Here is a 23,512-nt window from a genome sequence, read left to right as displayed (position 1 = left end):
CGTCAATCCAGCTTGTAGAAGGCCTGGATCACGTCCCAGGCTTCCTCGGCGGTATCGACGAAGGTGATCAGTTCGCGATCCGATGGCGAGATCACGCCTTGCTCGGCCAGGAAGTCGAAATTGATCGCGTTCTCCCAGAAAGACTTGCCGAAGAGCAGAAGCGGGATACGTTCCATGCGTCCGGTCTGAATGAGCGTGAGCGTCTCGAAGGTTTCATCCATGGTTCCGAAACCGCCGGGAAATATCGCCATGGCCTTCGCCCGCATCAAAAAGTGCATCTTGCGAATAGCGAAGTAATGGAAATTGAAGCACAGATCCGGCGATACATAGGGGTTTGGCGTCTGCTCGTGCGGCAGGACGATATTGAGCCCGATCGTTGGCGCGCCGACATCCGATGCGCCGCGGTTGCCGGCTTCCATCACGCCGGGGCCGCCGCCGGTAACGACGACGAACTCGCGGTAGTAGGTCGTTGACGAATAGGTAGAGCAGAGTTCGGCGAACTTGCGCGCCTCGGCGTAGTAGCGTGAATTGGCCTCGAGGTTCTTTTTCTGGGTCGCGTTCTTCGCCGCCCAGGCGGCGCCGCCAGGTTCGGGGATGCGCGCTCCGCCGAACAGGACCACGGTCGAGCGGATGCCGCGCTCGGCGAGCGCCATTTCCGGCTTCAACAGTTCAAGCTGCAGGCGCACGGCACGCAATTCGCGCCGCGTCATGAATTCCGGATCGGCAAAGGCCAGCTTATAGGTGCTGGACTGGGTCTGCGGCGTTTCCGGCGCAGTCTCGACACGGCGTACCGCTTCGGAAGAATGAGAAAACGGGGTCCAGCTGTCTTTTTCATCGGTGTTCAATTCGGCTTCTCCTCCTGCGGACGCTTATGACGTTCTGAGACATTCTTTCGCGGTCCACCATGGTAATGGTGAGATTGACCCTCTCACAGACTTAAATTAAACCGCCCGTGTAATGGAGTGACCTGCAAATGTCCAAGCCTGACCTCACCAGCCTCGAATTGACCATCGAGAAGGCCTTCGATGAACGCGATGCCATCAATACCGATACGCGCGGCGAAGTTCGCGACGCTGTCGAGGCAGCGCTTCTTCTGCTCGACGGCGGCGAGGCTCGGGTCGCTGAGAAGCAGGCTGACGGAAACTGGAAAGTCAATCAGTGGCTGAAAAAGGCAGTGCTTCTGTCGTTCCGTCTCAATCCGATGGGGATCATCGAAGGAGCCCCGGGCGGCGCTGTCTGGTGGGATAAGGTGCCGTCGAAGTTCGATGGCTGGGGCGCGACGGAATTCGCCAAGGCGGGCATCAGGACGGTGCCCAACGCCATCGTCCGCCGCTCGGCCTATATCGCGCCGGGCGCGATCCTGATGCCATCCTTCGTCAACCTCGGCGCCTATGTCGGCGAGGGAACCATGGTTGACACCTGGGCCGGCGTCGGTTCGTGCGCGCAGATCGGCAAGCATGTGCATCTATCGGGTGGCGTCGGCATTGGCGGCGTCCTCGAACCCATGCAGGCCGGTCCGACCATCATCGAGGATAATTGCTTCATCGGCGCCCGCTCCGAAGTGGTCGAGGGCTGCATCGTTCGCGAAGGCTCTGTCCTCGGCATGGGCGTTTTCATCGGCAAGTCGACGAAGATTATCGACCGTGCAACGGGCGAAATCTTCTACGGCGAAGTGCCGCCCTATTCGGTGGTCGTCGCCGGCTCGCTTCCCGGCAAGCCTTTCCCTAACGGCCAGCCTGGTCCGAGCCTCTATTGCGCCGTGATCGTCAAGCGGGTCGACGAACAGACCCGCTCGAAGACGTCGATCAACGAATTGTTGCGCGACTGATCCGCTCACGCGGGCGAGTTGCGGATTTCCTCCACGGTGTGAGAGCGGAGCGGCTTGCCCTCCGCCTCCCTGATACACGCGATAATCCGCCGCGTCAGGGGGACGTCGATGTTCTTCTCCTGCGCCAGGCGAAGGATCACGCCTTGCAGGTAGTCGATTTCGGTCGGACGCCCCCGTGACAGATCCTCCCACATGGACGATCGCGCGTGTGGCCCTACGCTCAGCATTTTTCGTGCGAGAATCCCGAAAAGGAAGTCCGGCAACCGCAATATCCACGGCAGGAGCGCCGGTGGGAGGCCCTGTATCTTTGCCGGCGCGATGCCATGGGCCTTGAGCACCTTGATGCCTTCGTTCATCTGGTCCGCCAGCAGCCGGCGCCAGTTGCGATCGGACAGTTCGGTTGCAAGCGGCAGGTTTGACAGCGCATTAAGGGCGTTGTTGAGGTTCATCAGCAGCTTGCCCCAGAGAACGCCCTGCATGTCTTCGTCATTTGCTACCTTAAGACCGGGGACCGAGAGTTCATCGGCAAGATCTCCCGGTTTGTCATCGATGAGAATTGTGCCTTCCGTGGTCCGCCGGACAGTGAGCGGCACCTCCCCGGGTTCCGATTGCACGACGTTGAAGGGAACCATGCCTGCAGCGACGGTGAAACCCTTGGGGAGGGTGCGACGCAGCACCTTTGCGTTGTCGACGCCGTTCTGCAGGCTCACAACGACGGCGCTGGAAGGGGCGTGCGCGGCAATCAGCTTTGCCATCTCTTCAGTCGCGCCACTCTTGACCGTGACGAGAATAATCTCGGCCGACCCAAAGGCTGCGGCAGGATCGACCGCGAGCTGAAGCTTCTCCGGCGTGACGAGGCGCTCGGTCCCGTCGAGATCGACGATGTTGAGGCCCCCTTCGCGAAGCGCTTCATCGACCCTTGGCCGTACGAGAAAAACCACGTTCTTGTCGGCGGCGGCGAGGCAACCACCGACGTAGCACCCTATCGATCCGGCTCCAGCGATGACGATACGGCTTTCGTTTTCGGTCATGTTGCTGTTCCCGGTTCATCGGTCGCGGCATTTAAACAGATGCGGGTGCTTCAATCCAGCGCCCGATGCCGGGAACCGCAATGCCCCGGCACCCGCCGCAGTAGTAGGTGACAGGCCTATCCTTTTCCAGTATCGCTTCTTGCATGAAATCCGCGACAGATCCCGTAGAAAACCTCGCCCAGCTCATCGCTTGCCCGTCGGTAACGCCCGCCGAGGCCGGTGCGCTGACTGCTCTCGAATCCATGCTTGCGCCCCTCGGTTTTTCGGTCGAGAGACCGGTTTTCAGCGAGGAGGGCACGCCCGACGTCGAGAATCTTTATGCGAGACGTTCAGGCAATGGCCCCCATCTGATGTTCGCGGGACATACGGATGTGGTGCCCGTCGGCGACGAGGCCGCGTGGAAGTTCCCGCCCTTTTCCGCCGCCATTCACAATGGCCAGATGTATGGCCGCGGCGCCGTCGACATGAAGGGCGGGGTCGCCTGTTTCACCGCTGCCGTCGCGCGTCACATCACGAAACATGGCAGCCTCAAGGGGTCGATTTCGTTTCTGATCACCGGCGACGAGGAGGGCCCGTCGATCAACGGGACCGGCAAGCTTCTTGAATGGGCAAAGGCCAAGGGCGAAAGCTGGGATGCCGCGATCGTCGGCGAGCCCACCAATCCCGACAAGCTCGGTGACATGATAAAGATCGGAAGACGCGGCTCGCTCTCCGGCACGATAACCGTAAACGGCGTTCAGGGCCACGCAGCCTATCCGCACCTCGCCGACAATCCGGTGCGGGGGCTCGTCACCTTGCTCGACAGCCTGCTTTATCCCGCGCTCGACAAGGGCACCAAAGATTTCCAGGCGACCAATCTGGAAGTCACGACGATGGATGTCGGCAATCCTGCGGTCAACGTCATACCGGCCAAAGCGACGGCAACATTCAACATCCGCTACAACGATAGCTGGACCGACGAAACGCTGATGGCCGAGATCCACAACCGGCTCGACCGTGCCGCCGGACGGCGCAAGCTGCGCCCCGGGCGGAAAACGCCCGTGAACTACGAGTTGACCTGGCGCGACCGGCCGAGCCACGTGTTCCTCACCCACGATGACAAACTCGTCGGCACGCTGACGAAGTCTGTCGAAGCGGTCATAGGCCGGCGCCCGCAGCTTTCAACGTCCGGCGGCACGTCCGACGCCCGCTTCATCAAGGACTATTGCCCTGTCGTCGAGTTCGGCCTTGTCGGCAAAACCATGCACATGGTTGACGAAAGGGTAGACATTGCCGATCTTGAAACGCTTACCCAAATATATGAACGCTTCATCGAGGATTTTCTTGCGTAGAGCATGAGTGACAATGCCGGATTTCGATGAAACTCAGCAATATTTGTGGGGCGCATGGCGGATGATGAACGGTCATGCCGACGGCCTCGACATGCTCGATTTTTCCGAAGACGGCTTCTGGCAATCCTTTCACGCCATAACGATCTCGCTGCCCCCGCTCATCCTTGGCTGGATCATCTTCGCCAACGATATGATTGCGCTGCGGCCCGAAATCGGAAACCGCTTCTCGATCATGGGCCGCGTCGCCTTCGTCGATCTCGCCGCCTGGGTCGCGCCTCTTGTCGTTCTTGCTTTCAGTGCGCGCCGCCTCGGTCTCAGCAAGCGCTTCAGCCCCTATGTCGTCGCCAGCAACTGGGGAACGGCAATTGGCGCCTGGCTCATGGTCCCGGCCACGTTGGTGCGGGTGATCGTGCCGGATTGGCCGGGCTTCACGACTGCAATCAGCCTTTTGCTCTATGCGGGCATCATGTTCCTGACCTACCGTCTCACACATATCGCCCTGAAACGATCACACGCCTATACGGCGGGATTTTTCGTGGTCCTGATGGTCGGTTCGCTTTTCGTGATGATCCTGCTTCAGGGCGCCCTCGGCATTTCCCTGCCGGACCCGGTTACGATCGGGTAGTCGACCCCAATGAGATAGAGCCCGTAGGGCGGCGCAACCGGCCCGCAGGCCCTGCGGTCGCGGGCTTCGAGCGCCGCGCTTACATCGTCAGCGTCCCAGCGCCCGCATCCCACTTCGTTGAGCGTTCCCGCGAAAGAACGGATCTGGTTGTGCAGGAACGAGCGCGCCGACGCCCTGATCTCGATGATCTCCCCATTGCGCGTTACGTCGAGGCGGTCCAGCGTTTTTACCGGGCTTTTCGACTGGCACTGCGTCGCGCGAAACGTGGTGAAATCATGCGTGCCGATCAGGCGCTGCGCCGCGTCGTGCATAGCCTCGGCATCGAGCGGCTTCTTCACCCACCACGCGCGATGCGCCTCCAGCGGGGCAGGGGGGCGGCGGTTGATGATTCGATAAAGATAGTGGCGGCCCGTTGCCGAGAAGCGCGCGTCAAAGCCATCGCCGACGAGTTCGACATTGAGAATGCTGACAGCCTCGCCGGCAATGACGAGATGGGCGTTGAGCGCCTCGCGGATTTTCGAACTGCTCCAGTTCTTGGTGAGATCGGCATGAGCGACCTGAGCGCAGGCGTGCACGCCCGAGTCGGTGCGACCCGCCGCCCCCAGAGAAATCGTATCGCCGCAAAAATTGAAGATTGCCTGCTCGATAGCCGCCTGCACCGTATGGCCGTTTTCCTGGCGCTGCCAGCCCGCATAGGACGTCCCGTCATATTCGACCAGAAGCCTGTAGCGGGGCATCAGAGCGCTCCGAACGCGGGCGCATAGGTGAGAGCGCCCGCTATCGGCGCCTCACGAAACGCCAGCGCCTGCAAATGCTCGCCTTGGTAGGTGCTGTCGTAGCCGGCGGCACGTGCATGCGTGTAGCCGAAACGTCCGTAATAGGCAGTATCGCCAAGGACGATGGAAAGGCTTTCTCCGCTGGCCTGGAGTTGATCGTGGGCCGCCTTTACCAGCGCTGTACCTACGCCATGGCGCTGATTTGCGGGGAGAACCGCGAGTGGTGCGAGTGCGACAGCATCGAAATCATCGCCCACGGTGAGGCGGGAAAACAGGATTTGCCCGACAATCGCGTCATCCGCGACGGCCACCAGTTCGAGGACCACGTCGCCGGCGCCGCGAAGGTTTTCCACGAGGACAGATTCCTCCGCACCGCCAAAGGCGGCGTTCAGCAGCGTGGAGATAGCCGGATGGTCTTCAGGCCGTACAGGTCGCACCGCGACGCCGCTCATGGCAGCCGTGTACCCTGGGCGATCTTGGCGCCACGCTGGAATTCGATACTGTCCATGACCTTGCCGCCGGCCCGCTGCAGCGAACGCAGCCGCACCGCGCCTTCGCCGCAGGCGATGCGCAGGCTATCGTCGAGCACCGTGCCCGCATCGCCGACGCCGGTTGCAAGCACCGAGCGCAACAGCTTGATGCGCTCGAGCGAGCCGCCGATCTCCATCTCGCACCAGGTGCCGGGAAAGGGCGCAAGGCCGCGAATACGGTTGTGAACGTCGATCGCCGGTTCGCTCCAGTCGATGCGTGTTTCCGCCTTGGTGATCTTGGACGCATAGGTGACGCCGTCTTCCGCTTGCGGCGTAAGCGTGAGGCTGTCCCGTTCAAGCGCGGCCATGGCGCGCACCATCAAATCCGCTCCTGCCGCGCTCAACTGGTCGTGCAATTCGCCTGCCGTCATGTCGGCGGTGATCTTGACCTTTTCGACCATGGCGACAGGTCCGGTATCGAGACCCTCGTCCATCTTCATGATCATGATCCCGGTTTCGAGATCTCCGGCCATGATTGCCCGCTGTATCGGCGCGGCGCCGCGCCAGCGCGGCAAGAGCGAGGCGTGTCCGTTGTAGCAGCCAAGCCGCGTGCCATCGAGGATTGCGCGCGGCAGGATAAGTCCATAGGCGACGACGATCGCAACATCGGCATTGAGGTCGCGAAAGGCTTGCTGCTCTTCTTCGCTCTTGAGGCTTGTGGGCGTGCGCACCTCGATGCCGAACTGCTCGGCGTTGCGCTGGACCGGCGAGGGCGTGAGTTCCAGACCCCTGCGGCCCGCGGGGCGCGGCGGCTGGCTATAGACTGCAACAATCTCGTGACCCTGGCCGATCAAGGCGGTGAGAATGGGGACGGCGAAGTCCGGCGTTCCCATGAAAACGATGCGCAAACTCATCGCCTACACCGCCAGCCGGCTCGGCGGACGATCCTTGGCGAGCTTCTTGAATTTCTTGACGACCATCTCGCGCTTCAGGCGGGAAATATGGTCGATGAACAGGATGCCGTTGAGATGGTCGATCTCATGTTGGAGGCAGGTGGCGAGAAGCCCGTCGGCGGCTACTTCCTGCGCCTTGCCGTCGAGATCGAAATAGGCAATGCGCACCTCCGCCGGCCGCTCCACCTCGGCATAATAGTCCGGGATCGAGAGGCAGCCTTCTTCGTAGACATTGCGCTGTTCGCTCGATGAGAGAATCTGCGGATTGATGAACGTCTGCGGCGCCTTGGGCTCGTCTTCCTTGGCAAGGTCGATAACGAGCATGCGGAGGGGCTCGCCGATCTGGATCGCTGCAAGGCCGATACCCGGTGCGTCATACATGGTGTCGAGCATATCGGTAGCGAACTTGCGCAAGTCCGCATCGAAGCGTTCGACTGGTTTTGAAACCTGACGCAGCAGAGGATCAGGAAGAATGACAAGTGGTTTGATAGACATGCAACATCACCTAATAGTTCATCCATAAACCGTCAATCCGACGCAAAATCCATTTGCAAAAATGTTCTTGTTTTGATCTCACATTTGTCGCCCGAATCGGCTAGTCTGGTTCGTATGGAAACATCAATTTCATTCGATCAAACGCTTATCCATCTCGGTGCGAGCTCAATTTCGCTGGGTTCGGCGCTCATTGCAGGGGCTGTGGTTGCGGGCGGCGCCGTGCTGCTCGCGCTTATCGTCCTGTGGCGTTCGTCGAAGATACGGCTGACTGCCGAACTCCAGGCGGAGGACCGCGCCCGCGACGCCGAGTTCCGCATGGGCGAGATTCTCAAGAGCCAGGCGGAAATGCAGGGCCGCATGCAGACAATGGCTGAACTCTTCGGCTCGCGGCAGGCCGAACTCAACCAGTCGATCCGCGAACGCCTCGACGGTATGACCAGCCGCATCGGCCAGACCATGACCGAGCAGACCCGTTCCACCCACGAGAATCTTGCGAAGCTGCAGGAGCGGCTCGCGGTCATCGATACGGCGCAGAACAATATCCAGGCGCTGGCCGGCCAGGTCGTACAGTTGCAGGCCATTCTCGCCAACAAGCAGACCCGCGGCGCTTTCGGGCAGGCGCGCATGGAGGCGATCATCGCCGACGGCCTTCCGCAGGGCGCCTATGAGTTCCAGGCGACTCTTTCCAATGGCAGCCGGCCCGACTGCGTGGTCCACATGCCCAATGGAGCACCGAACCTTGTCATCGACGCCAAGTTTCCGCTGGAAGCCTGGAACGCCATCCGCCAGGCCGACAACCCGGAAGCCAAGAAGGTTGCTCTTGCGCAGTTCCGCCGTGACGTTGAGATTCACATTCGCGACGTCGCGGAGAAATATCTGATCAACGGCGAAACCCAGGATACGGCGTTTCTCTTCGTGCCGTCGGAATCGATTTTCGCCGAGATTCACGAGAACTTCGAAGGCGTGGTGCAAAAGGCCCATCGCTCGCGCATCGTCATCGTTTCGCCTTCGCTGCTGATGCTTTCGATCCAGGTCATCCAGGCCGTCCTCAAGGATGTGCGCATGCGCGAACAGGCGCATCTCATACAGGGCGAGGTGATCCGGTTGATGGAAGATGTCGGCCGCCTCGACGACCGGGTACGCCGTCTGCAAACGCACTTCGGCCAGGCTAACAAGGATATCGATGACATTCTTGTCTCTTCGAGCAAGGTCACGAGGCGGGGCCAGAAGATCGAGGCGCTCGAATTCGCGGAGGCGCCCACGAAGGAGACTGAGCCCAGCCGTGCCGCCGCTTCGTCAACCGGGCAATTGCGCCTGCGCGTCGTCGACGGCGAGGAATAGAAGAAAGGCCGGGTGGCGGCTTAAGCCGCCTCGATCTTCTTGCGTCGAACTTCCCATGTTCTTGCGGTTTGCGGCTTGACGAACAATGTAACGATATCGGGATTGGCGGTTTTCAACGCCGCCTCGAGCCGTTCGACGCAGGCTTCGATCTGCGGAGCCTGGATATGGTCTTCGAACTCGACGCTCAGTCCGGCGACGATCTGCTTCGGACCCATATGGACCGTCAATACGCCGTTTGCCTTCTGGATGTCCGGATCCTTGTTGGCTAGATCGAGAATCTGCTGTTCCACTTCGGGAAGCGCTGCCTCGCCCATGAGCAGGCCCTTGCTTTCGCGGGCGAGGAATATCGCCGTCGCGGCGAGAATGATGGAGATGCCGATGGAGCCCACGCCATCAAGTGCCGGCATGTCGAATATCTGCGCCGCCGAAATCGCAACCAGTGCGATGATCAATCCGAGCAGCGCGGCCGTATCCTCGAACAGCACCGTGAAGACGCTCGGATCCTTGCTTTCCTGCACAGCCTCGACATAGCCGAGTTTGCCCTTCATCGTCCGGAATTCCTTGAGTGCCACGAACCACGACGCGCCTTCAAAGATCATCGCAAGGCCGATGACGACGTAGTTCACGATCGGATTGGCAACTGGTTCCGGCCGCATGATATGGATGACGCCTTCGTAGAAGGAAACGCCGGCGCCGACGGCGAAAACCAGGAGCGCCACGATAAAGCTCCAGAAATAGAGCTCACGCCCATGCCCGAAAGGATGCGACTTGTCCGCAGGTCGCGCCGCACGGCGCAAGCCATAAAGCAGCAAGGCACCATTGCCGGTGTCGACAAGAGAGTGAACACCCTCCGACAGCATGGCGGAACTGCCGGTAAAGAAAGCGGCGATGAATTTTGTTGCTGCGATCAGGAGATTGCCAAGGATGGCGGCATAGATCACTTTTTTCGAACCGGCATGTGTTCCCGATTGTGATGCCATCGACTATCCCCTTGTGCCCGACGAAACGTCTTTGGATTGAACAGGTTCCGCGTGAAACGTTCAACCGCGCCGATGCGTCAGCATCTGGTCGGAATGACGCTAGCTCTTGCCGGCGTCATGCGCTAACCCTGCCTCGAACAAGGCAGGACATCATGGCAGACACCACTGAAACGGCAATCTTTCTCGGCATCGATACGGGCGGCACCTATACGGATGCGGTGCTGTGGTCGGAAAGAGATGGCGTTATCGCGAAAGCCAAGGCGCTGACGACCCGGCATGATCTCAGCGTCGGCATTGCCGGCGCCGTCGAGCGTATCGTTGAAGAAACCGCGATCCGCCCAGCGGATATTCGCCTTGTTTCCATGTCGACGACACTCGCAACCAATGCGCTCGTCGAAGGGCAGGGCGGCCGCATCGCCCTTGTCATGATCGGGTTCTCGCAAGCGGATCTCGAAAAGGCGGACCTCAAGACCGCGCTTGGATCCGACCCGGTCGTCTTCGTCCCCGGCGGTCACGATGTCTATGGCAGGCCGCAACTGCTCGATACGGCTGCTCTCTCGGAGGCGCTGCCAAACCTCGCCCGTGAAGTGACGGGTTTTGCTATCTGCGCCTATTTTGCGGTCCGCAATCCCGAACATGAGATCGCTGTGCGCGATCTCATCCGCAACGTGACCGGGCTCCCCGTCACCTGCAGTCATGAACTCTCCGCCAAGCTGAATGGACCGCGCCGTGCGCTCACGACGGTCCTCAACGCACGCCTGATCGCAATGATCGACCGGCTCGTGGCAGCGACGGAAGGGTTTCTCGACCGCAGCGGCATCCACGCCCCCTTGATGGTGGTCCGTGGTGACGGCGCACTCGTCACTGCGGCCTTTGCGCGCCACCGTCCGATCGAGACGATCCTCTCCGGCCCTGCTGCCAGCCTGGTCGGGGCGCGTCATATGACCGGACTCGACAACGCCATCGTTTCGGACATTGGCGGCACGACAACGGATGTCGCCGTGCTTGACAAGGGCCGTCCACGGCTCGATCCGAATGGCGCGACGGTCGGCGGCTTTCGTACGATGGTGGAAGCCGTGGCGATGCGCACCTTCGGCCTTGGCGGCGATTCCGAAGTGTCGCTCGACGATAATGCCATGGCACCGAGCATCAAGCTTGGACCGCGCAGGCTGGTGCCGCTGTCGCTGCTTGCTGCCAACCACGGCGAGAGCGTGCTTGCCCACCTTGAGCGCCAGGTCAAGGCGGCCAATGTCGGGCGGCTCGATGGCCGTTTCGCCCTGCGCACGGGGGTTCCCGCCCAACTCGCTTCCGGCCTGAGCAAGAGCGAAGCCGAACTTTACGAGCGCATAACCAGCGCGCCGCAGCCGCTCGACCGGCTTCTCGCTTCGATATCACAGGCTGCGACCGTCAATCGCCTCGTTGCCCGCGGTCTGGTTCATGTGTCCGGCTTTACGCCTTCGGATGCGTGCCACGTGCTCGGCCTGCAGGACAATTGGAACGCGGAAGCCGCGCGCTACGGTGCGATCCTTTATGCCCGGCGCAAGGATGGCGCCGGACGCTCCCTCTGCGATACGCCCGAGGAAGTGGCGCATCGCACCTATGACGCCCTGATCCGGCGCTCGTCCGAGGTCGTCCTGGAGACGGCATTTGCCGAAGACGAGCTTGACGGCCCGGAGACGGCTGCGAGCCCACTTGTCCAGCGTGCGCTGTCGGGCGACGGGCGCATCGCCGGTGTCAAACTCGCCATCGACCGGCCGATCATTGGTCTCGGCGCCTCGGCGCCGGTCTATTACCCCGCCGTCGGCGCCATGCTTGGAGCAGAGTGCGTTGTCCCTTCCGATACGGATGTTGCCAATGCGCTCGGCGCCGTCGTCGGTCAGGTGCGGGTTTCGGTGGAAGCGCATGTCAGCCAGCCGGCCGAGGGCGTATTCCGGGTGATGGCCGGCGAAGTGTTGAAGGATTTGCCCTTCGAGGAGGATGCTATCGCCTTTGCAGAAACCGTCTTGCGCCAACAAGTTTCCGACCTTGCCCTGCAAGCAGGTACCGACGAAGGCCAGATCGTTGTTTCAAGGAACATCAGCGCCGCAACAGTCGAAGATCAGCGCAAATTCATCGAGGCGGTGCTTATCGCCACAGCTTCCGGCAGGCCCAGAATCGCGCATTAAGTTTGATTTTATCCGCTACGGCACAAATCCTGTGCACTATTGATGAATTGACGGGGAATGCTTCTATATGATCAAGGGTAGGATCACGTAAAGACGAGGAACCGATCATGAGCGAAAGCATCGAAATCAATGGCTTGAAGGTAGCGAAGGAGCTCTATGACTTCGTGGTCGATGAGGCCATCCCGGGGACGGGCGTCGATGCGACGAAGTTCTGGGCCGGCTTTGCGCAGATCGTCAGCGACCTTGCGCCGAAAAACCGCGAACTTCTGGCCAAGCGCGATGCATTCCAGGCGAAGCTCGACGCCTTCTACAAGGAAAAGCGCGACAGCGGATACAGCCAGGAAGAATACGAGGTGTTCCTCAAGGAAATCGGCTACCTCCTGCCGGAAGGTGGCGCCTTTACGGTGACGACAGATAATGTCGATCCGGAAATCGCAGTCATTGCCGGTCCCCAGCTGGTCGTACCGGTCATGAATGCGCGCTATGCCCTCAATGCCGCCAATGCGCGTTGGGGCTCGCTCTACGACGCCCTCTACGGAACCGACGCCATATCCGACGATGGCGGGGCCGAGAAGGGCAAGGCATTCAATCCGGCGCGCGGTGCGAAGGTCATCGCATGGGCGAAAGCGTTTCTTGATGAAAGCGCCCCGCTGGCGGGCGCACAATGGGCCGATGTCACAGGCCTCGCCATCGAAGGCGGCAAGCTGGTGCTGACGGCAAACGACAAAAAGGTGCAACTCGTCGACGCTACCCAGTTCGCGGGCTATCGCGGCGAACCCGCAAACCCGACTTCAGTGTTGCTCGTCAAGAATGGTCTCCACGTCGAGATCGTCATCAACCCCGACCATCCCATCGGCAAGACCGACCCTGCGCACATCGCCGACGTGGTTCTTGAGTCCGCAGTAACGACGATTCAGGACTGCGAGGATTCCGTCGCCGCGGTCGATGCGGAAGACAAGGTCGTCGTCTATCGCAACTGGCTGGGCCTGATGAACGGCGACCTTTCCGATACGTTCGAGAAGGGCGGCAAGACCGTCACACGCAAGCTCAACCCAGACCGCGAATATATTGGCCCGGACGGTCAGAAGCTCGCATTGCCGGGCCGCTCGCTGATGCTTGTCCGCAATGTCGGGCACCTGATGACCAACCCTGCCATCCTCGACCGTGACGGCAACGAGGTCCCCGAGGGCATCATGGACGCGGCGATCACGACGCTTGCTGCCCTGCATGACATCGGCAAGGACGGTCGCCACATGAATTCCCGTGCCGGCTCGATCTATGTGGTCAAGCCGAAGATGCACGGACCGGAAGAAGTCGCGTTTGCGGCGGAGTTGTTCGGCCGGGTCGAAGCGCTGCTTGGCCTTCAACCGAATACGATCAAGATGGGAATCATGGACGAGGAGCGTCGTACCACGGTGAACCTCAAGGAGGCGATCCGCGCCGCCAGGGAACGCGTCGTTTTCATCAATACCGGTTTTCTCGACCGCACTGGCGATGAAATACACACCTCCATGGAGGCGGGCCCGATGATCCGCAAGGGCGACATGAAGCAGGCGTCCTGGATCGGCGCCTATGAGAACTGGAACGTCGATGTCGGTCTCGAATGCGGCCTCTCCGGCCATGCGCAGATCGGCAAGGGCATGTGGGCCATGCCCGACCTCATGGCCGCCATGCTCGAGCAGAAGATCGCACATCCGAAGGCCGGCGCAAATACCGCCTGGGTGCCGTCGCCGACCGCAGCGACGCTGCATGCGACGCACTATCACAAGGTCAATGTGGCCGAGGTTCAGGCCAAATTGAAGCAGCGCGCGCGGGCAAAGCTCAGTGACATCCTCTCGGTTCCGGTCGCATCGCGGCCGAACTGGACGCCGGAAGACATCCAGCACGAACTCGACAACAATGCGCAGGGCATCCTCGGCTATGTCGTGCGCTGGGTGGACCAGGGCGTAGGCTGCTCGAAGGTGCCTGACATCAATAATGTCGGCCTGATGGAAGACCGTGCGACGCTGCGCATTTCGGCGCAGCACATCGCCAACTGGCTGCACCACGGCGTTGCCAGCGAAAAGCAGGTGCTGGACACGCTGAAGCGCATGGCCGCGATCGTTGATGAGCAAAATGCTGGCGACCCGCAATATCAGCCGATGGCCGCCGATTTTGATAGGTCCGTGGCATTCCAGGCCGCCTGCGACCTCGTCTTCAAGGGCCGCGAACAGCCGAACGGTTATACGGAACCGGTCTTGCATCGTCGCCGCCTCGAACTGAAAGCCAAGGCAAAGGCGGCATAGACAGGAAAAGATGGAAACTTTCCGCCGCGCTTTGCTTGCTGGGGCCATCCTTTTGATGGCCGGACCGGTTGGCGCGGCGGAAGAACCTGTCATCGAGATTGTCGATTGGGGCCTGACCGCAGCAAAAGAGGTTGGTTCCGAGGTTTCGCCGGATACGCCGACGGGCATCAATCGCCTCGTCGAAGGACCGGTCGATGTGACGCGAGCGAACGAAATTCACGCCTGTATCGGAACGAGCTTCGGCATTGTCTATCGGGCAGCCTATACCGGCGAGGCGTCTGTGGTTCCGATTAAGGTCGTTGTGGATCATCCGCTCATCAGGACCCCGGACGGCCGGGCGATGGAACACAGCAGTTGGCCGGACAGTGCCATCCTCGCCCGCCGCTACGCCGGCTGGGTGTTTGAAGAAAATTTCGAGCTGGTGCCTGGCCGCTGGAAAATCTCGCTGCGGGACCTTGCGGGGAGCGAGCTCGCATCGAAGACCTTCACCGTTTCGACTGGGAGCTGCCCCATTTCCTGATAGAATACCGAAAAAATCTGGAGGGTGTTGGCCGCGATGTTTCGCCAGTGGGGTCCGATCGGTCTGTTATTGACCGTCTTGCTCGCACGCGGTGCGGCGCTGGCCGCCAACGGCGATCTCTATCAGGCAAGCGCAGTCGTTTCGGGGAAGGGCGAAGCCAGCCGGTCCATCGGGCTTGCTCAGACTTTCGAGGATGTGCTCGTCAAGGTCTCTGGCGACCCAAGGCTGATGGGCGACCCGAAGATCGCGGCGCTGAAACAGCAAGCGGCGCAGTTTGTCGCGACCTATCAGTATCGCGACCGCATGTCCGGCGTGCCGATCCATGACGAGCAAGGGACATATGACCGCCCGCATGACCTGACCGTCAGTTTCGATCCGGCCAGGATCGATGCGCTGTTGCACTCGCTCGGACGAAAAGCCTGGCTTGATCCGCGCCCGCGTATCGTTGTCTTTCTCGATGTTGTCGGACGAAAGGAAAGTTTCGCGCTCGCTGAGGATGGTTCGAAGGAACCGGATATGCGCAGTTCGCTGGCAGCGGCCGCCCGGAAGGTCGGCTTGCCCGTGGCGTTGCCGACTGTTGCGCAACTCACAAAGTACGAACTGAACGCCGAGACCCTGCCGAGCGCCGACCTTTCTGTGTCCGATGCCGCGGCGCGCAATGCCGGGGGCGATGTCGCGCTTGCCGGCGATCTGCGCTGGAGCGATTCCGCACTCGGATGGATCGCTGATTGGCGTATAGACTATCGTGGCACGCCCTTCCGCTGGCAGATCAAAGGCGTTGGCTTCGACGATGCATTTCGCAACGGCATGCGCGGCGCAGCGCAGATATTGTCAGGGAACGGGCCGCCGTAGCGAATGCACGCACCACGCCCACTTGTTTGCTGGCTGATTCTTGTTTAGGCGAAGGCGCATGAAATTGCTTGCGCTCGATACCGCTGCCAATCTGTGCTCCGTTGCCGTTTTCGATGTCGAAACGGGAGTGGTGCTGGCTTCGAACAGCGAGGATATCGGCAAGGGCCATGCCGAGCGGCTAATGGGCGCAATTGAGCAGACTTTGCATGGTGCCGCCGTCGAGCTTACAGACATCGGCAGGATTGCTGTCAGCGTCGGCCCCGGTTCGTTTACTGGCGTTCGGGTGGGGGTCTCGACGGCACGGGGCTTTGCGCTTGTGCTTAAATGCCCGGTTATCGGCATCAGCACCTTGCAGGCGCTCGCCTTCGACGGTGCCCGAACCTTTCCCGGAAGACCGGTCCTGTCTATCATCGATGCCCGGCGCGACGAGGTCTACGCCCAATTCTACGGCAAAGACGGGGTGGCAATATCCAAACCGATGGTGACGGATTTGCCGGCAATATTGGATGAATTGGCCGGGCGTGACATGGTGCTTTCCGGCTCCGGCGCTCTGCTCGTCAATGAGGGGCGGGATAAGCCCTTCGATGTCGCAACAACGGAAGCGACTGGAAGCATCGAGGCCTTTGCCCGCCTTGGCGCGGCAGGCGAGCCCCCGGCGGAGGCGCCGAAGCCGCTCTATCTGCGCGGCCTCGACGTCAAGCCGCAGCAGGGTTTCGTCATGCAGAGGAAGCTAACCGAATGATCGGCTTTCCGTTCGACAATCTGCGTCCGCGCAGTTTCGTCATCGAGCCGCTCGCGCGCGCCGACGCTGCCGCGATCGCAAATATTCACGGGCTGACCTTCCGCCAGCCCTGGAGCGACGAAGATTTTCACGCTCTCCTGGTCGATGAGAATGTGTTCGGGTTCGTCGCCCGCGAGGAGGGCAATCGCCGTGCCCAGCCGGGCGGCTTCGTTCTCGCGCGCCTGGTGCTGGATGAAGCCGAAATATTGACGATTGCCGTCGCGCCTGCGGCGCAGCGGCGGGGCCTTGGCCATGCCTTGATGGATGCGATCCTCCGCCATCTTCACAATGCGCGCGCAAGCATGCTTTTTCTGGAAGTCGACGAACTCAATGGCCCCGCCGTTGCGCTTTACCGCCGCCTCGGCTTTAAGCAGGTCGGCAAGCGGCCGGGATATTACGAAACGTCGAGCGGCCGCTCATCGGCCCTGACGATGCGCCGCGATCTCAAGCCGGGACGTTGAAATGGCCTGGTTGCGCTTCGCCCTGACGTCCACCGTCTTCGTTCTTGCGATTATTCTGCTGGTGCCGGCGCAATTCATCTTTCTGAAGACAGGTGTCGGGCCGAGCGCCGGGACCCCAATGCTCTTTCACCGCATCGTATGCCGCCTGCTTGGCTTCCGCATCCATGTTCATGGCGATATGGCAAAAGGCCGTCCGCTGCTTCTGGCCGCCAACCATACGTCGTGGACCGACATCGTCATTCTCGGCTCGCTGCGCAAGATGGCCTTCATTGCCAAGGCAGAGGTGGCCAAGTGGCCGCTCTTCGGCATGCTCGCCAAGCTGCAACGCACTGTCTTCATCGAGCGGGAGAAACGCGGCAAGACTCACCATCAGGCGAGCGAAATCGCGCTGCGCCTTGCCGCGGGCGATGCCATGGTGCTTTTCGCCGAGGGTACGACTTCCGATGGCAACCGCGTATTGCCCTTCAAGACTTCGCTCTTCGGCGCGGCGCAAGTGGCAATTCGCGATACCGATGCCGAAACCGTGACCGTGCAACCCGTGGCCGTCGCCTATACGCGCATCCATGGCATGCCGATGGGGCGCACCCATCGTCCGATCGTCGCGTGGCCGGGCGATGTCGCACTTGGGCCGAGCCTCATAGGCCTTCTGAAGGAAGGCGCAGTCGATGTCGACGTCTGGTTCGGCGAGCCGGTGGTGATCGATGCCAGGAGCGACCGCAAGGCATTGGCGCGAACGGCCGAAGAGCGCGTGCGCGCCATGGTGCACAGCTCGCTGATGGGGCGCGACTTCCTCGACACGTCGGAAAGCGACGCCGAGCCTATTCTCAAGGCGGCCAAAAACGGCTAGAAGCCTCGCCCATGGACGATATCAGTATCAATCACGAGCCGGAGACCGCTTCCGGAGCAACGACGCATTCGCCGGCGCAGCCGAACACGCGCAAGGTCTTTGTGAAGACCTATGGCTGCCAGATGAACGTCTACGACAGCCAGCGCATGGCCGACAGCCTTGCCGCCGAGGGCTATAGCCAGACCGACAGCGCCGATGACGCCGATCTGGTGCTCATCAACACCTGCCACATCCGCGAGAAGGCTTCGGAAAAGCTTTACTCGGCGCTCGGGCGGCTGCGCAAGATGAAGGATGCGCGCGCCAGGGAAGGCCGCGAATTGACGGTCGGGGTGGCGGGATGCGTCGCGCAGGCGGAGGGCAACGAAATCACCCGCCGCGCGCCGGTCGTTGATCTCGTCGTCGGACCGCAAACCTATCACCGGCTGCCGCAGGCCCTGGCGCGCGTGCGCCAGGGCGAGCGCGTCGTCGAGACCGAATACGCGATCGAGGACAAGTTCGACCACTTGCCGGCGCCGCCCAAGGAACAGACCCGGAGCCGCGGCGTCACCGCTTTCCTCACGGTCCAGGAAGGTTGCGACAAGTTCTGCACCTTCTGCGTCGTGCCCTACACGCGCGGCTCGGAAGTGTCACGGCCGGTCGCCCAGATTGTGAAGGAAGCTGAGAAACTTGCCGATGCGGGCGTGCGCGAACTGACGCTCCTCGGGCAAAATGTGAATGCCTGGCACGGCGAAGGCGCCGACGGGCGCGAATGGGGACTTGGCGAACTTCTCTACCGCCTTGCCGAAATCCCCGGCATTGCCCGCCTGCGTTATGTCACCAGCCACCCGCGCGACATGGATAATGCCCTGATCGAGGCGCACCGCGATCTCGATATGCTGATGCCCTATTTGCATCTTCCGGTTCAGTCGGGCTCAGATCGCATCCTCAAGGCGATGAACCGCAAGCACACGGGCGAGGACTATTTGCGTCTTATCGAGCGTATCCGCCAGGCACGGCCGGATATTGCCCTATCGGGCGATTTCATCGTCGGCTTCCCCGGGGAGACCGAAGAAGATTTCGAGGCGACGATGCAGATCGTACGCGACGTGACATACGCTGCCGCCTATTCGTTCAAATATTCGCCCCGCCCGGGCACGCCTGGCGCCGACATGGAGGATCATGTCAAGGAAAGCGTCAAGGATGAACGGTTGCAGCGGTTGCAGAACCTCCTCACGGAACAGCAATATGCGTTTCAGCGCAGCCTCATCGGCAAAAACATGGATGTTCTGATCGAAAAGGCTGGCCGCCTGCCCGGACAGATGGTCGGACGATCTCCCTGGTTACAACCTGTAATTATCGATGTACACGGCGGTCGAATCGGCGACATTATCAACGTACGAATCATCGACACGGGCACGAACAGCCTGATTGGCGTGCGGGAGATGAACTCGCAGAGGAATGGGACTATATAGGGCTGAACACTTCGTTAGGAGAGCCGTTTGAACGCCACCGAAAAGCTGAAACCCGCTCCCTCAGGGGCCTCGGATCTGGCCCATATCGTACTGACATTCGACAATAACCGTTTGGCAAGCGCGCTTTTCGGTCAATTCGATGAAAATCTCGCCCGTATAGAACAAAAGCTTGGCGTCGATGTCCGCTCGAAAGGCAACCAGCTTGCCATTCGCGGTGAACCCACTGCAACTGAGCAGGCGCGCCGGACGCTCGACCATCTCTACGAGCAATTGCAGAAGGGACATGATATTTCTGCTTCCGATGTCGATGGCGCGCTGCGCATGGCGATCGCCGCCGACGATCAGTTGACGCTCCCGACCATGGAAAACAAAAGCAAGATGGCTGCTGCCCAGATATCGACCCGCAAGAAGACGATTTTCGCGCGCACGCCGACGCAGGACGCCTATATGCGCGCGCTCGACCGGTCTGAACTGGTCTTCGGCGTCGGACCGGCAGGCACGGGCAAGACCTATCTTGCCGTCGCCCATGCCGCGATGCTGCTTGAGCGCGGACTTGTCGACCGCATTATTCTTTCGCGTCCGGCAGTCGAAGCAGGCGAACGTCTCGGCTTCCTGCCCGGCGACATGAAGGAGAAAGTCGATCCCTATCTGCGCCCGCTCTACGATGCGCTCTATGACATGATGCCGGCTGACAAGGTCGAGCGGGCTATTGCCGCCGGGGTAATCGAAATCGCCCCACTCGCCTTCATGCGAGGGCGCACGCTTGGCCATTCTGCCATCATTCTCGATGAAGCGCAGAATACGACATCGATGCAGATGAAGATGTTTCTGACGCGCCTTGGTGAAAATGCCCGCATGATCATCACCGGCGATCCAAGCCAGATCGATCTGCCGCCCGGCCAGAAGTCGGGTCTCGTGGAAGCCTTGCGTATCCTCGACGGCGTCAGCGGCATCGTGACCGTTCGCTTTACGGATGTCGACGTGGTGCGCCATCCGCTGGTTGCGGCAATCGTACGGGCCTACGACAAGGAAGGCGCGAAGCCCTGAGCTTGGCGACACGATCGTGATCGATATCGACATATTGGTGGAAACGGAAGGCTGGGCCGACGAGTCCAGCCTTCGCCAGTTATCGGCAAGCGCTATCGCGGCCGCCTGGGACGAGCTTGACGGCGGCGAGCAGCCGGTGAGCGAACTCAGCCTTGTCTTTACCGACGACGCCGCGATCAGGGAACTGAACAGCGACTGGCGGGACAAGGACAAGCCGACCAACGTGCTGTCGTTTCCGGCATTCACCCTCAAACCGGGACAGAAGCCCGGGCCCATGCTTGGCGATATCGTCATTGCCCGCGAGACCGTGGCGCGGGAAGCCTCCGATGAGGAAAAGCCTTTCGACCACCATCTGACCCATCTTGTTGTGCATGGATTTCTGCATCTCCTGGGGTATGATCACCTCTCCGATGCGGAAGCCGAGGAAATGGAGGGATTGGAGTGCAAAATTCTGGCGCGTCTTGCAATCCCGGACCCATATGCGCTATCCGTCATTGACGATCAATCCGATTGAGGACCATGTCTGACACGTCGCACCAGAACGATCCTGCCGCGCCTGCACGAGGGGTTACGGGGCAGGAGAGTGATGCCGAAGGGCAAAGTAGCACCAGAGCGCAAGGCCCAGAAAAGCGCTCGCTCCTTTCAACCATATTTCCTTTCCTGCGCGCCCGCCCGGGCACGACCTTGCGAGAAGATCTCGACGCGGCGCTGGCGGAAGATCATAGCGGCGACACGGCGTTTTCGCCGGAAGAACGCGCCATGCTGCACAATATCCTGCGGCTGCGCGAATTGCGCGTCGAGGATGTGATGATTCCCCGCGCCGATATTGAGGCAGTCGATATATCAACGACTCTCGGCGATCTCCTCGAAGTATTCGAGAAATCCGGCCATTCGCGCATGCCGGTCTTTTCCGAAACGCTCGATGACCCTCGCGGCATGGTCCATATCCGCGATGTGGTGAATCACATAACTCGGAGTTCGCGCGTAAAGGCGCCGCGGCGTGGTGCCGCTCGCACAAAACCGCCCGTGTCGGCAAAGCTTGATCTATCCCATGTCGATCTTGGCAAGACGATTGCAGACCTCAGCCTGATGCGGCCAATTCTCTTCGTTCCGCCGTCCATGCTTGCCAACGACCTGATGGCACGCATGCAGGCGCAGCGTATTCAGATCGCACTCGTCATCGATGAGTATGGCGGCACCGATGGGCTGGTGTCGCTTGAGGACATCGTCGAGATGGTGGTCGGCAATATCGAGGACGAGCACGATGATGACGAGGTGATGATCATCGAGGAGCCAGAAGGCGTTTTCGTTGCCGATGCACGGGCCGACCTCGATGAAGTGTCGCAGAAAATAGGGCCTGCTTTTGTCGTCGGCGAGCACGGTGAGGACGTCGATACGGTCGGCGGCTTGATCTTCTCGATCCTCGGCCGCATCCCGGTTCGCGGCGAGATGCTGCAGGCCGTCCCCGATTATGAATTCCATGTGCTTGAGGCCGATCCACGCCGCATTCGCAAGGTGCGCATTGTGCCCCTGCGCCATGCGGACCGCCGACCGCGCACCGTACGGCAGGATGCAGCAGACCAACCCGCAGAAACGGACGAATGATTGACGCAAGCCTCACCTTTTAAGACTGACGTCAAATCGGAAGTCGTGGGGCAAGGCATGATCGAGCGTCTGGCCGGAACAATCATTCTCGTGTCGGGCTGGAAGCGTATCCTGCTGGCGTTTCTCATGGGCGGGCTCGCAAGCTTTGCCTTGCCGCCCTATGATTTCTTTGCGGTCTGTCTCGTTTCGTTTCCCGTATTGGTCTGGCTGATCGATGGCGCTGTCGACAATGCTGACGCCGGCCCCATCCGCCGACTGCTTCCGGCCGCCATGGTCGGCTGGTGGTTTGGCTTCGGCTATTTCGTGCTTGGCCTCTGGTGGATCGGCAACGCGCTCCTCGTCGATGCGGAGAATTTCGCCTGGGCCGTGCCTCTCGCCATTCTCGGCCTGCCTGCGGTTCTCGCGATCTTCTATGCCCTTGCCGCCGCGATCGCCCGCCTGTTGTGGAGCGACGGACTGGGGCGAATTTTCGCGCTGGCCGTCGGATTTGGCATTGCCGAGTGGCTGCGCTCGTTTGTGCTCACCGGCTTCCCCTGGAACGCCATAGGCTACGCGGCGATGCCCGTACCACTGCTCATGCAGTCATCCGTGATCGTCGGCCTTCTTGCAATGAACGTGCTTGCCGTGATCGTCTTCGCCATGCCGGCTCTGCTATCGGGCCGCCGCGATCTGAAGACCGGACTGGGGCTCGCACTGCTCCTCGTTGCCGCGCATGTGGGCTATGGCGCCTGGCGGCTGTCGACAGCGACCGTCGATGCAAAAGGGCCGCTCGTGCGTATCGTCCAACCTTCGATCGAGCAGAATCTGAAATGGGACGATGATGCGCGGCGCAGTATCTTCGACCAGCATCTCGCCCTGACGGCGCAAACGCCGAAGGACGGCAAGCCGAAGCCGCAGATCATTGTCTGGCCGGAAACGGCTGTTCCATACGTCCTGCCGCAGTCGCCGGAAGTCCTCGGTGCGATTGCCGACAAGCTCGACGACGGCCAGATCCTGCTTGCCGGGGCCGTCCGCATGGAGAGTAGGGGCGAAGGGGTAGACCCCCTCTATTATAACGCGATCTATGCCATTAACAGCGATGGTGAAATTATTGGCGCCGCCGACAAGGTCCATCTCGTGCCTTTTGGTGAGTATGTGCCGATGGAGAATGTACTGCGCAGGCTGGGCGTGAGTGAAGTCGTGGAACTTCCGGGCGGCTTTAGCGCTGCCTCGAACCGTCGCTCGCTGGCCGTGAAGGATGGTTTCCAAATCCTGCCGCTCGTTTGCTACGAAGCGATCTTCCCGGCAGAAATGGGCTATGATGGTCCGCGCGCCGACGCGATCGTCAACGTCACCAACGACGCCTGGTATGGCGATACGCCCGGTCCCTACCAGCATTTTCGCCAGGCGCAATTGCGCGCGGTGGAACAAGGCCTGCCGATGATCCGGGCGGCGAATAACGGGCTTTCGGCGACCGTCGACCCCTATGGCCGCATTATCGACGGGCTCGCGCTGGATGCCGTGGGTGTGGCGGATTCCATCCTGCCGTCAAAGGTGGCGCTACCGCTTGGTGAGTGCGCTCGCAAGCTGCAATTTCCGATTGTGTTGGGGCTTGCTTTGCTTGCAACGCTAGCGTATTTTTCGCGCCAGAGGACAAGGGTTGGTTGACATTTTAAGCCCTGTCCTGTC

Annotated in this window: 23 protein-coding genes; 16 read left to right on the top strand and 7 right to left on the bottom strand. The window is 60.9% G+C overall.

What is annotated here, in order from left to right; genetic code table 11:
- Positions 1-2 precede the first annotated feature (2 nt).
- A complete protein-coding gene (locus BR48_RS0106230) occupies positions 3-845 on the bottom strand; it encodes an LOG family protein (protein ID WP_027230505.1) in 843 nt (280 codons plus the stop codon).
- A 128-nt stretch (positions 846-973) separates the two neighbouring features.
- On the opposite strand from BR48_RS0106230, the gene dapD reads away from it, so the two are divergent.
- Complete coding sequence (dapD, locus tag BR48_RS0106225; protein ID WP_027230504.1) at positions 974-1,828, top strand: 2,3,4,5-tetrahydropyridine-2,6-dicarboxylate N-succinyltransferase; 855 nt, start codon at positions 974-976, stop codon at positions 1,826-1,828.
- 5 nt (positions 1,829-1,833) lie between these two features.
- On the opposite strand, the gene BR48_RS0106220 is transcribed toward dapD, so the two are convergent.
- Entirely contained in the window at positions 1,834-2,859 is a 1,026-nt protein-coding gene (locus BR48_RS0106220) for a 2-dehydropantoate 2-reductase (protein WP_027230503.1), read from the bottom strand.
- 143 nt (positions 2,860-3,002) lie between these two features.
- Between BR48_RS0106220 and dapE the strand changes: the two genes are divergently transcribed.
- Together dapE and BR48_RS0106210 are read left to right on the top strand one after the other, a co-directional pair.
- Positions 3,003-4,190, top strand: coding sequence for a succinyl-diaminopimelate desuccinylase (gene dapE / locus BR48_RS0106215; RefSeq protein WP_027230502.1), 1,188 nt, complete (start codon positions 3,003-3,005; stop codon positions 4,188-4,190).
- A gap of 13 nt (positions 4,191-4,203) precedes the next feature.
- Positions 4,204-4,815, top strand: a complete 612-nt coding sequence (locus BR48_RS0106210) for a hypothetical protein (protein WP_027230501.1) — start codon at positions 4,204-4,206, stop codon at positions 4,813-4,815.
- Here BR48_RS0106210 and truA read toward each other — a convergent pair.
- The 4 genes from truA to def are packed head-to-tail and all read right to left on the bottom strand — an operon-like array spanning position 4,767 to position 7,509.
- The gene (truA, locus tag BR48_RS0106205; RefSeq protein ID WP_027230500.1) at positions 4,767-5,552 is read right to left on the bottom strand and encodes a tRNA pseudouridine(38-40) synthase TruA; all 786 of its coding nucleotides are present in this window, start codon (positions 5,550-5,552) and stop codon (positions 4,767-4,769) included. The two genes, BR48_RS0106210 and truA, sit on opposite strands and share 49 nt — an antisense overlap.
- Entirely contained in the window at positions 5,552-6,043 is a 492-nt protein-coding gene (locus BR48_RS0106200) for an N-acetyltransferase (protein ID WP_027230499.1), read from the bottom strand. The genes truA and BR48_RS0106200 overlap by 1 nt, the downstream gene beginning before the upstream one ends.
- Positions 6,040-6,969, bottom strand: coding sequence for a methionyl-tRNA formyltransferase (gene fmt / locus BR48_RS0106195; protein WP_027230498.1), 930 nt, complete (start codon positions 6,967-6,969; stop codon positions 6,040-6,042). The genes BR48_RS0106200 and fmt overlap by 4 nt, the downstream gene beginning before the upstream one ends.
- Positions 6,970-6,978: 9 nt before the next feature.
- Positions 6,979-7,509, bottom strand: a complete 531-nt coding sequence (gene def / locus BR48_RS0106190; protein WP_027230497.1) for a peptide deformylase — start codon at positions 7,507-7,509, stop codon at positions 6,979-6,981.
- A gap of 114 nt (positions 7,510-7,623) precedes the next feature.
- On the opposite strand from def, the gene BR48_RS0106185 reads away from it, so the two are divergent.
- A complete protein-coding gene (locus tag BR48_RS0106185) occupies positions 7,624-8,850 on the top strand; it encodes a DNA recombination protein RmuC (RefSeq protein ID WP_027230496.1) in 1,227 nt (408 codons plus the stop codon).
- Between the two features lie 20 nt (positions 8,851-8,870).
- Here the strand turns inward: BR48_RS0106185 and BR48_RS0106180 are convergent, their stop codons facing one another.
- Positions 8,871-9,830, bottom strand: coding sequence for a cation diffusion facilitator family transporter (locus tag BR48_RS0106180; protein ID WP_027230495.1), 960 nt, complete (start codon positions 9,828-9,830; stop codon positions 8,871-8,873).
- A 152-nt stretch (positions 9,831-9,982) separates the two neighbouring features.
- Here BR48_RS0106180 and BR48_RS0106175 point away from each other — a divergent pair, with 152 nt between their 5' ends.
- The 12 genes from BR48_RS0106175 (at position 9,983) to lnt (ending at position 23,491) form a co-directional block, all read left to right on the top strand.
- A complete protein-coding gene (locus tag BR48_RS0106175; protein WP_027230494.1) occupies positions 9,983-11,995 on the top strand; it encodes a hydantoinase/oxoprolinase family protein in 2,013 nt (670 codons plus the stop codon).
- A gap of 107 nt (positions 11,996-12,102) precedes the next feature.
- Positions 12,103-14,280: a malate synthase G gene (locus BR48_RS0106170; protein WP_155810817.1), complete on the top strand. Its 2,178-nt coding sequence runs from the start codon at positions 12,103-12,105 to the stop codon at positions 14,278-14,280.
- A 10-nt stretch (positions 14,281-14,290) separates the two neighbouring features.
- Entirely contained in the window at positions 14,291-14,800 is a 510-nt protein-coding gene (locus BR48_RS0106165; protein WP_027230492.1) for a DUF3859 domain-containing protein, read from the top strand.
- A 36-nt stretch (positions 14,801-14,836) separates the two neighbouring features.
- Entirely contained in the window at positions 14,837-15,652 is an 816-nt protein-coding gene (locus tag BR48_RS0106160; protein WP_027230491.1) for a DUF2066 domain-containing protein, read from the top strand.
- Between the two features lie 58 nt (positions 15,653-15,710).
- Positions 15,711-16,394 carry a tRNA (adenosine(37)-N6)-threonylcarbamoyltransferase complex dimerization subunit type 1 TsaB gene (tsaB, locus tag BR48_RS0106155; RefSeq protein WP_027230490.1) on the top strand — a complete coding sequence of 228 codons (684 nt, stop codon included), beginning with the start codon at positions 15,711-15,713 and terminating at the stop codon, positions 16,392-16,394.
- Entirely contained in the window at positions 16,391-16,894 is a 504-nt protein-coding gene (gene rimI, locus BR48_RS0106150; protein WP_027230489.1) for a ribosomal protein S18-alanine N-acetyltransferase, read from the top strand. Before tsaB ends, rimI begins: the two co-directional genes overlap by 4 nt.
- A gap of 1 nt (position 16,895) precedes the next feature.
- On the top strand, positions 16,896-17,741 hold the full coding sequence (locus tag BR48_RS0106145) for a lysophospholipid acyltransferase family protein (RefSeq protein WP_051614611.1): 846 nt from the start codon (positions 16,896-16,898) through the stop codon (positions 17,739-17,741).
- 11 nt (positions 17,742-17,752) lie between these two features.
- Complete coding sequence (gene miaB / locus BR48_RS0106140; protein ID WP_027230487.1) at positions 17,753-19,192, top strand: tRNA (N6-isopentenyl adenosine(37)-C2)-methylthiotransferase MiaB; 1,440 nt, start codon at positions 17,753-17,755, stop codon at positions 19,190-19,192.
- Positions 19,193-19,219: 27 nt separating this feature from the next.
- A complete protein-coding gene (locus tag BR48_RS0106135; RefSeq protein ID WP_027230486.1) occupies positions 19,220-20,239 on the top strand; it encodes a PhoH family protein in 1,020 nt (339 codons plus the stop codon).
- A 16-nt stretch (positions 20,240-20,255) separates the two neighbouring features.
- Entirely contained in the window at positions 20,256-20,753 is a 498-nt protein-coding gene (gene ybeY, locus BR48_RS0106130) for an rRNA maturation RNase YbeY (RefSeq protein WP_245273356.1), read from the top strand.
- Between the two features lie 5 nt (positions 20,754-20,758).
- Complete coding sequence (locus tag BR48_RS0106125) at positions 20,759-21,844, top strand: hemolysin family protein (RefSeq protein WP_027230484.1); 1,086 nt, start codon at positions 20,759-20,761, stop codon at positions 21,842-21,844.
- A 57-nt stretch (positions 21,845-21,901) separates the two neighbouring features.
- Entirely contained in the window at positions 21,902-23,491 is a 1,590-nt protein-coding gene (lnt, locus tag BR48_RS0106120) for an apolipoprotein N-acyltransferase (RefSeq protein ID WP_027230483.1), read from the top strand.
- The last annotated feature ends 21 nt before the right edge of the window (positions 23,492-23,512 follow it).

The organism is Phyllobacterium sp. UNC302MFCol5.2, from assembly GCF_000686005.1.
In the GTDB taxonomy this organism is placed as follows: domain Bacteria; phylum Pseudomonadota; class Alphaproteobacteria; order Rhizobiales; family Rhizobiaceae; genus Phyllobacterium; species Phyllobacterium pellucidum.
This window is presented reverse-complemented; position numbering and strand designations above follow the sequence as displayed.

Coding starts and splice junctions, on each gene's coding strand:
- dapD (WP_027230504.1), top strand. CDS start 974: ATGTCCAAGCCTGACCTCACCAGCCTCGAATTGACCATCGAGAAGGCC.
- BR48_RS0106220 (WP_027230503.1), bottom strand. CDS start 2,859: ATGACCGAAAACGAAAGCCGTATCGTCATCGCTGGAGCCGGATCGATA.
- dapE (WP_027230502.1), top strand. CDS start 3,003: ATGAAATCCGCGACAGATCCCGTAGAAAACCTCGCCCAGCTCATCGCT.
- BR48_RS0106210 (WP_027230501.1), top strand. CDS start 4,204: ATGCCGGATTTCGATGAAACTCAGCAATATTTGTGGGGCGCATGGCGG.
- truA (WP_027230500.1), bottom strand. CDS start 5,552: ATGCCCCGCTACAGGCTTCTGGTCGAATATGACGGGACGTCCTATGCG.
- BR48_RS0106200 (WP_027230499.1), bottom strand. CDS start 6,043: ATGAGCGGCGTCGCGGTGCGACCTGTACGGCCTGAAGACCATCCGGCT.
- def (WP_027230497.1), bottom strand. CDS start 7,509: ATGTCTATCAAACCACTTGTCATTCTTCCTGATCCTCTGCTGCGTCAG.
- BR48_RS0106185 (WP_027230496.1), top strand. CDS start 7,624: ATGGAAACATCAATTTCATTCGATCAAACGCTTATCCATCTCGGTGCG.
- BR48_RS0106180 (WP_027230495.1), bottom strand. CDS start 9,830: ATGGCATCACAATCGGGAACACATGCCGGTTCGAAAAAAGTGATCTAT.
- BR48_RS0106175 (WP_027230494.1), top strand. CDS start 9,983: ATGGCAGACACCACTGAAACGGCAATCTTTCTCGGCATCGATACGGGC.
- BR48_RS0106170 (WP_155810817.1), top strand. CDS start 12,103: ATGAGCGAAAGCATCGAAATCAATGGCTTGAAGGTAGCGAAGGAGCTC.
- BR48_RS0106165 (WP_027230492.1), top strand. CDS start 14,291: ATGGAAACTTTCCGCCGCGCTTTGCTTGCTGGGGCCATCCTTTTGATG.
- BR48_RS0106160 (WP_027230491.1), top strand. CDS start 14,837: ATGTTTCGCCAGTGGGGTCCGATCGGTCTGTTATTGACCGTCTTGCTC.
- tsaB (WP_027230490.1), top strand. CDS start 15,711: ATGAAATTGCTTGCGCTCGATACCGCTGCCAATCTGTGCTCCGTTGCC.
- rimI (WP_027230489.1), top strand. CDS start 16,391: ATGATCGGCTTTCCGTTCGACAATCTGCGTCCGCGCAGTTTCGTCATC.
- BR48_RS0106145 (WP_051614611.1), top strand. CDS start 16,896: ATGGCCTGGTTGCGCTTCGCCCTGACGTCCACCGTCTTCGTTCTTGCG.
- miaB (WP_027230487.1), top strand. CDS start 17,753: ATGGACGATATCAGTATCAATCACGAGCCGGAGACCGCTTCCGGAGCA.
- BR48_RS0106125 (WP_027230484.1), top strand. CDS start 20,759: ATGTCTGACACGTCGCACCAGAACGATCCTGCCGCGCCTGCACGAGGG.
- lnt (WP_027230483.1), top strand. CDS start 21,902: ATGATCGAGCGTCTGGCCGGAACAATCATTCTCGTGTCGGGCTGGAAG.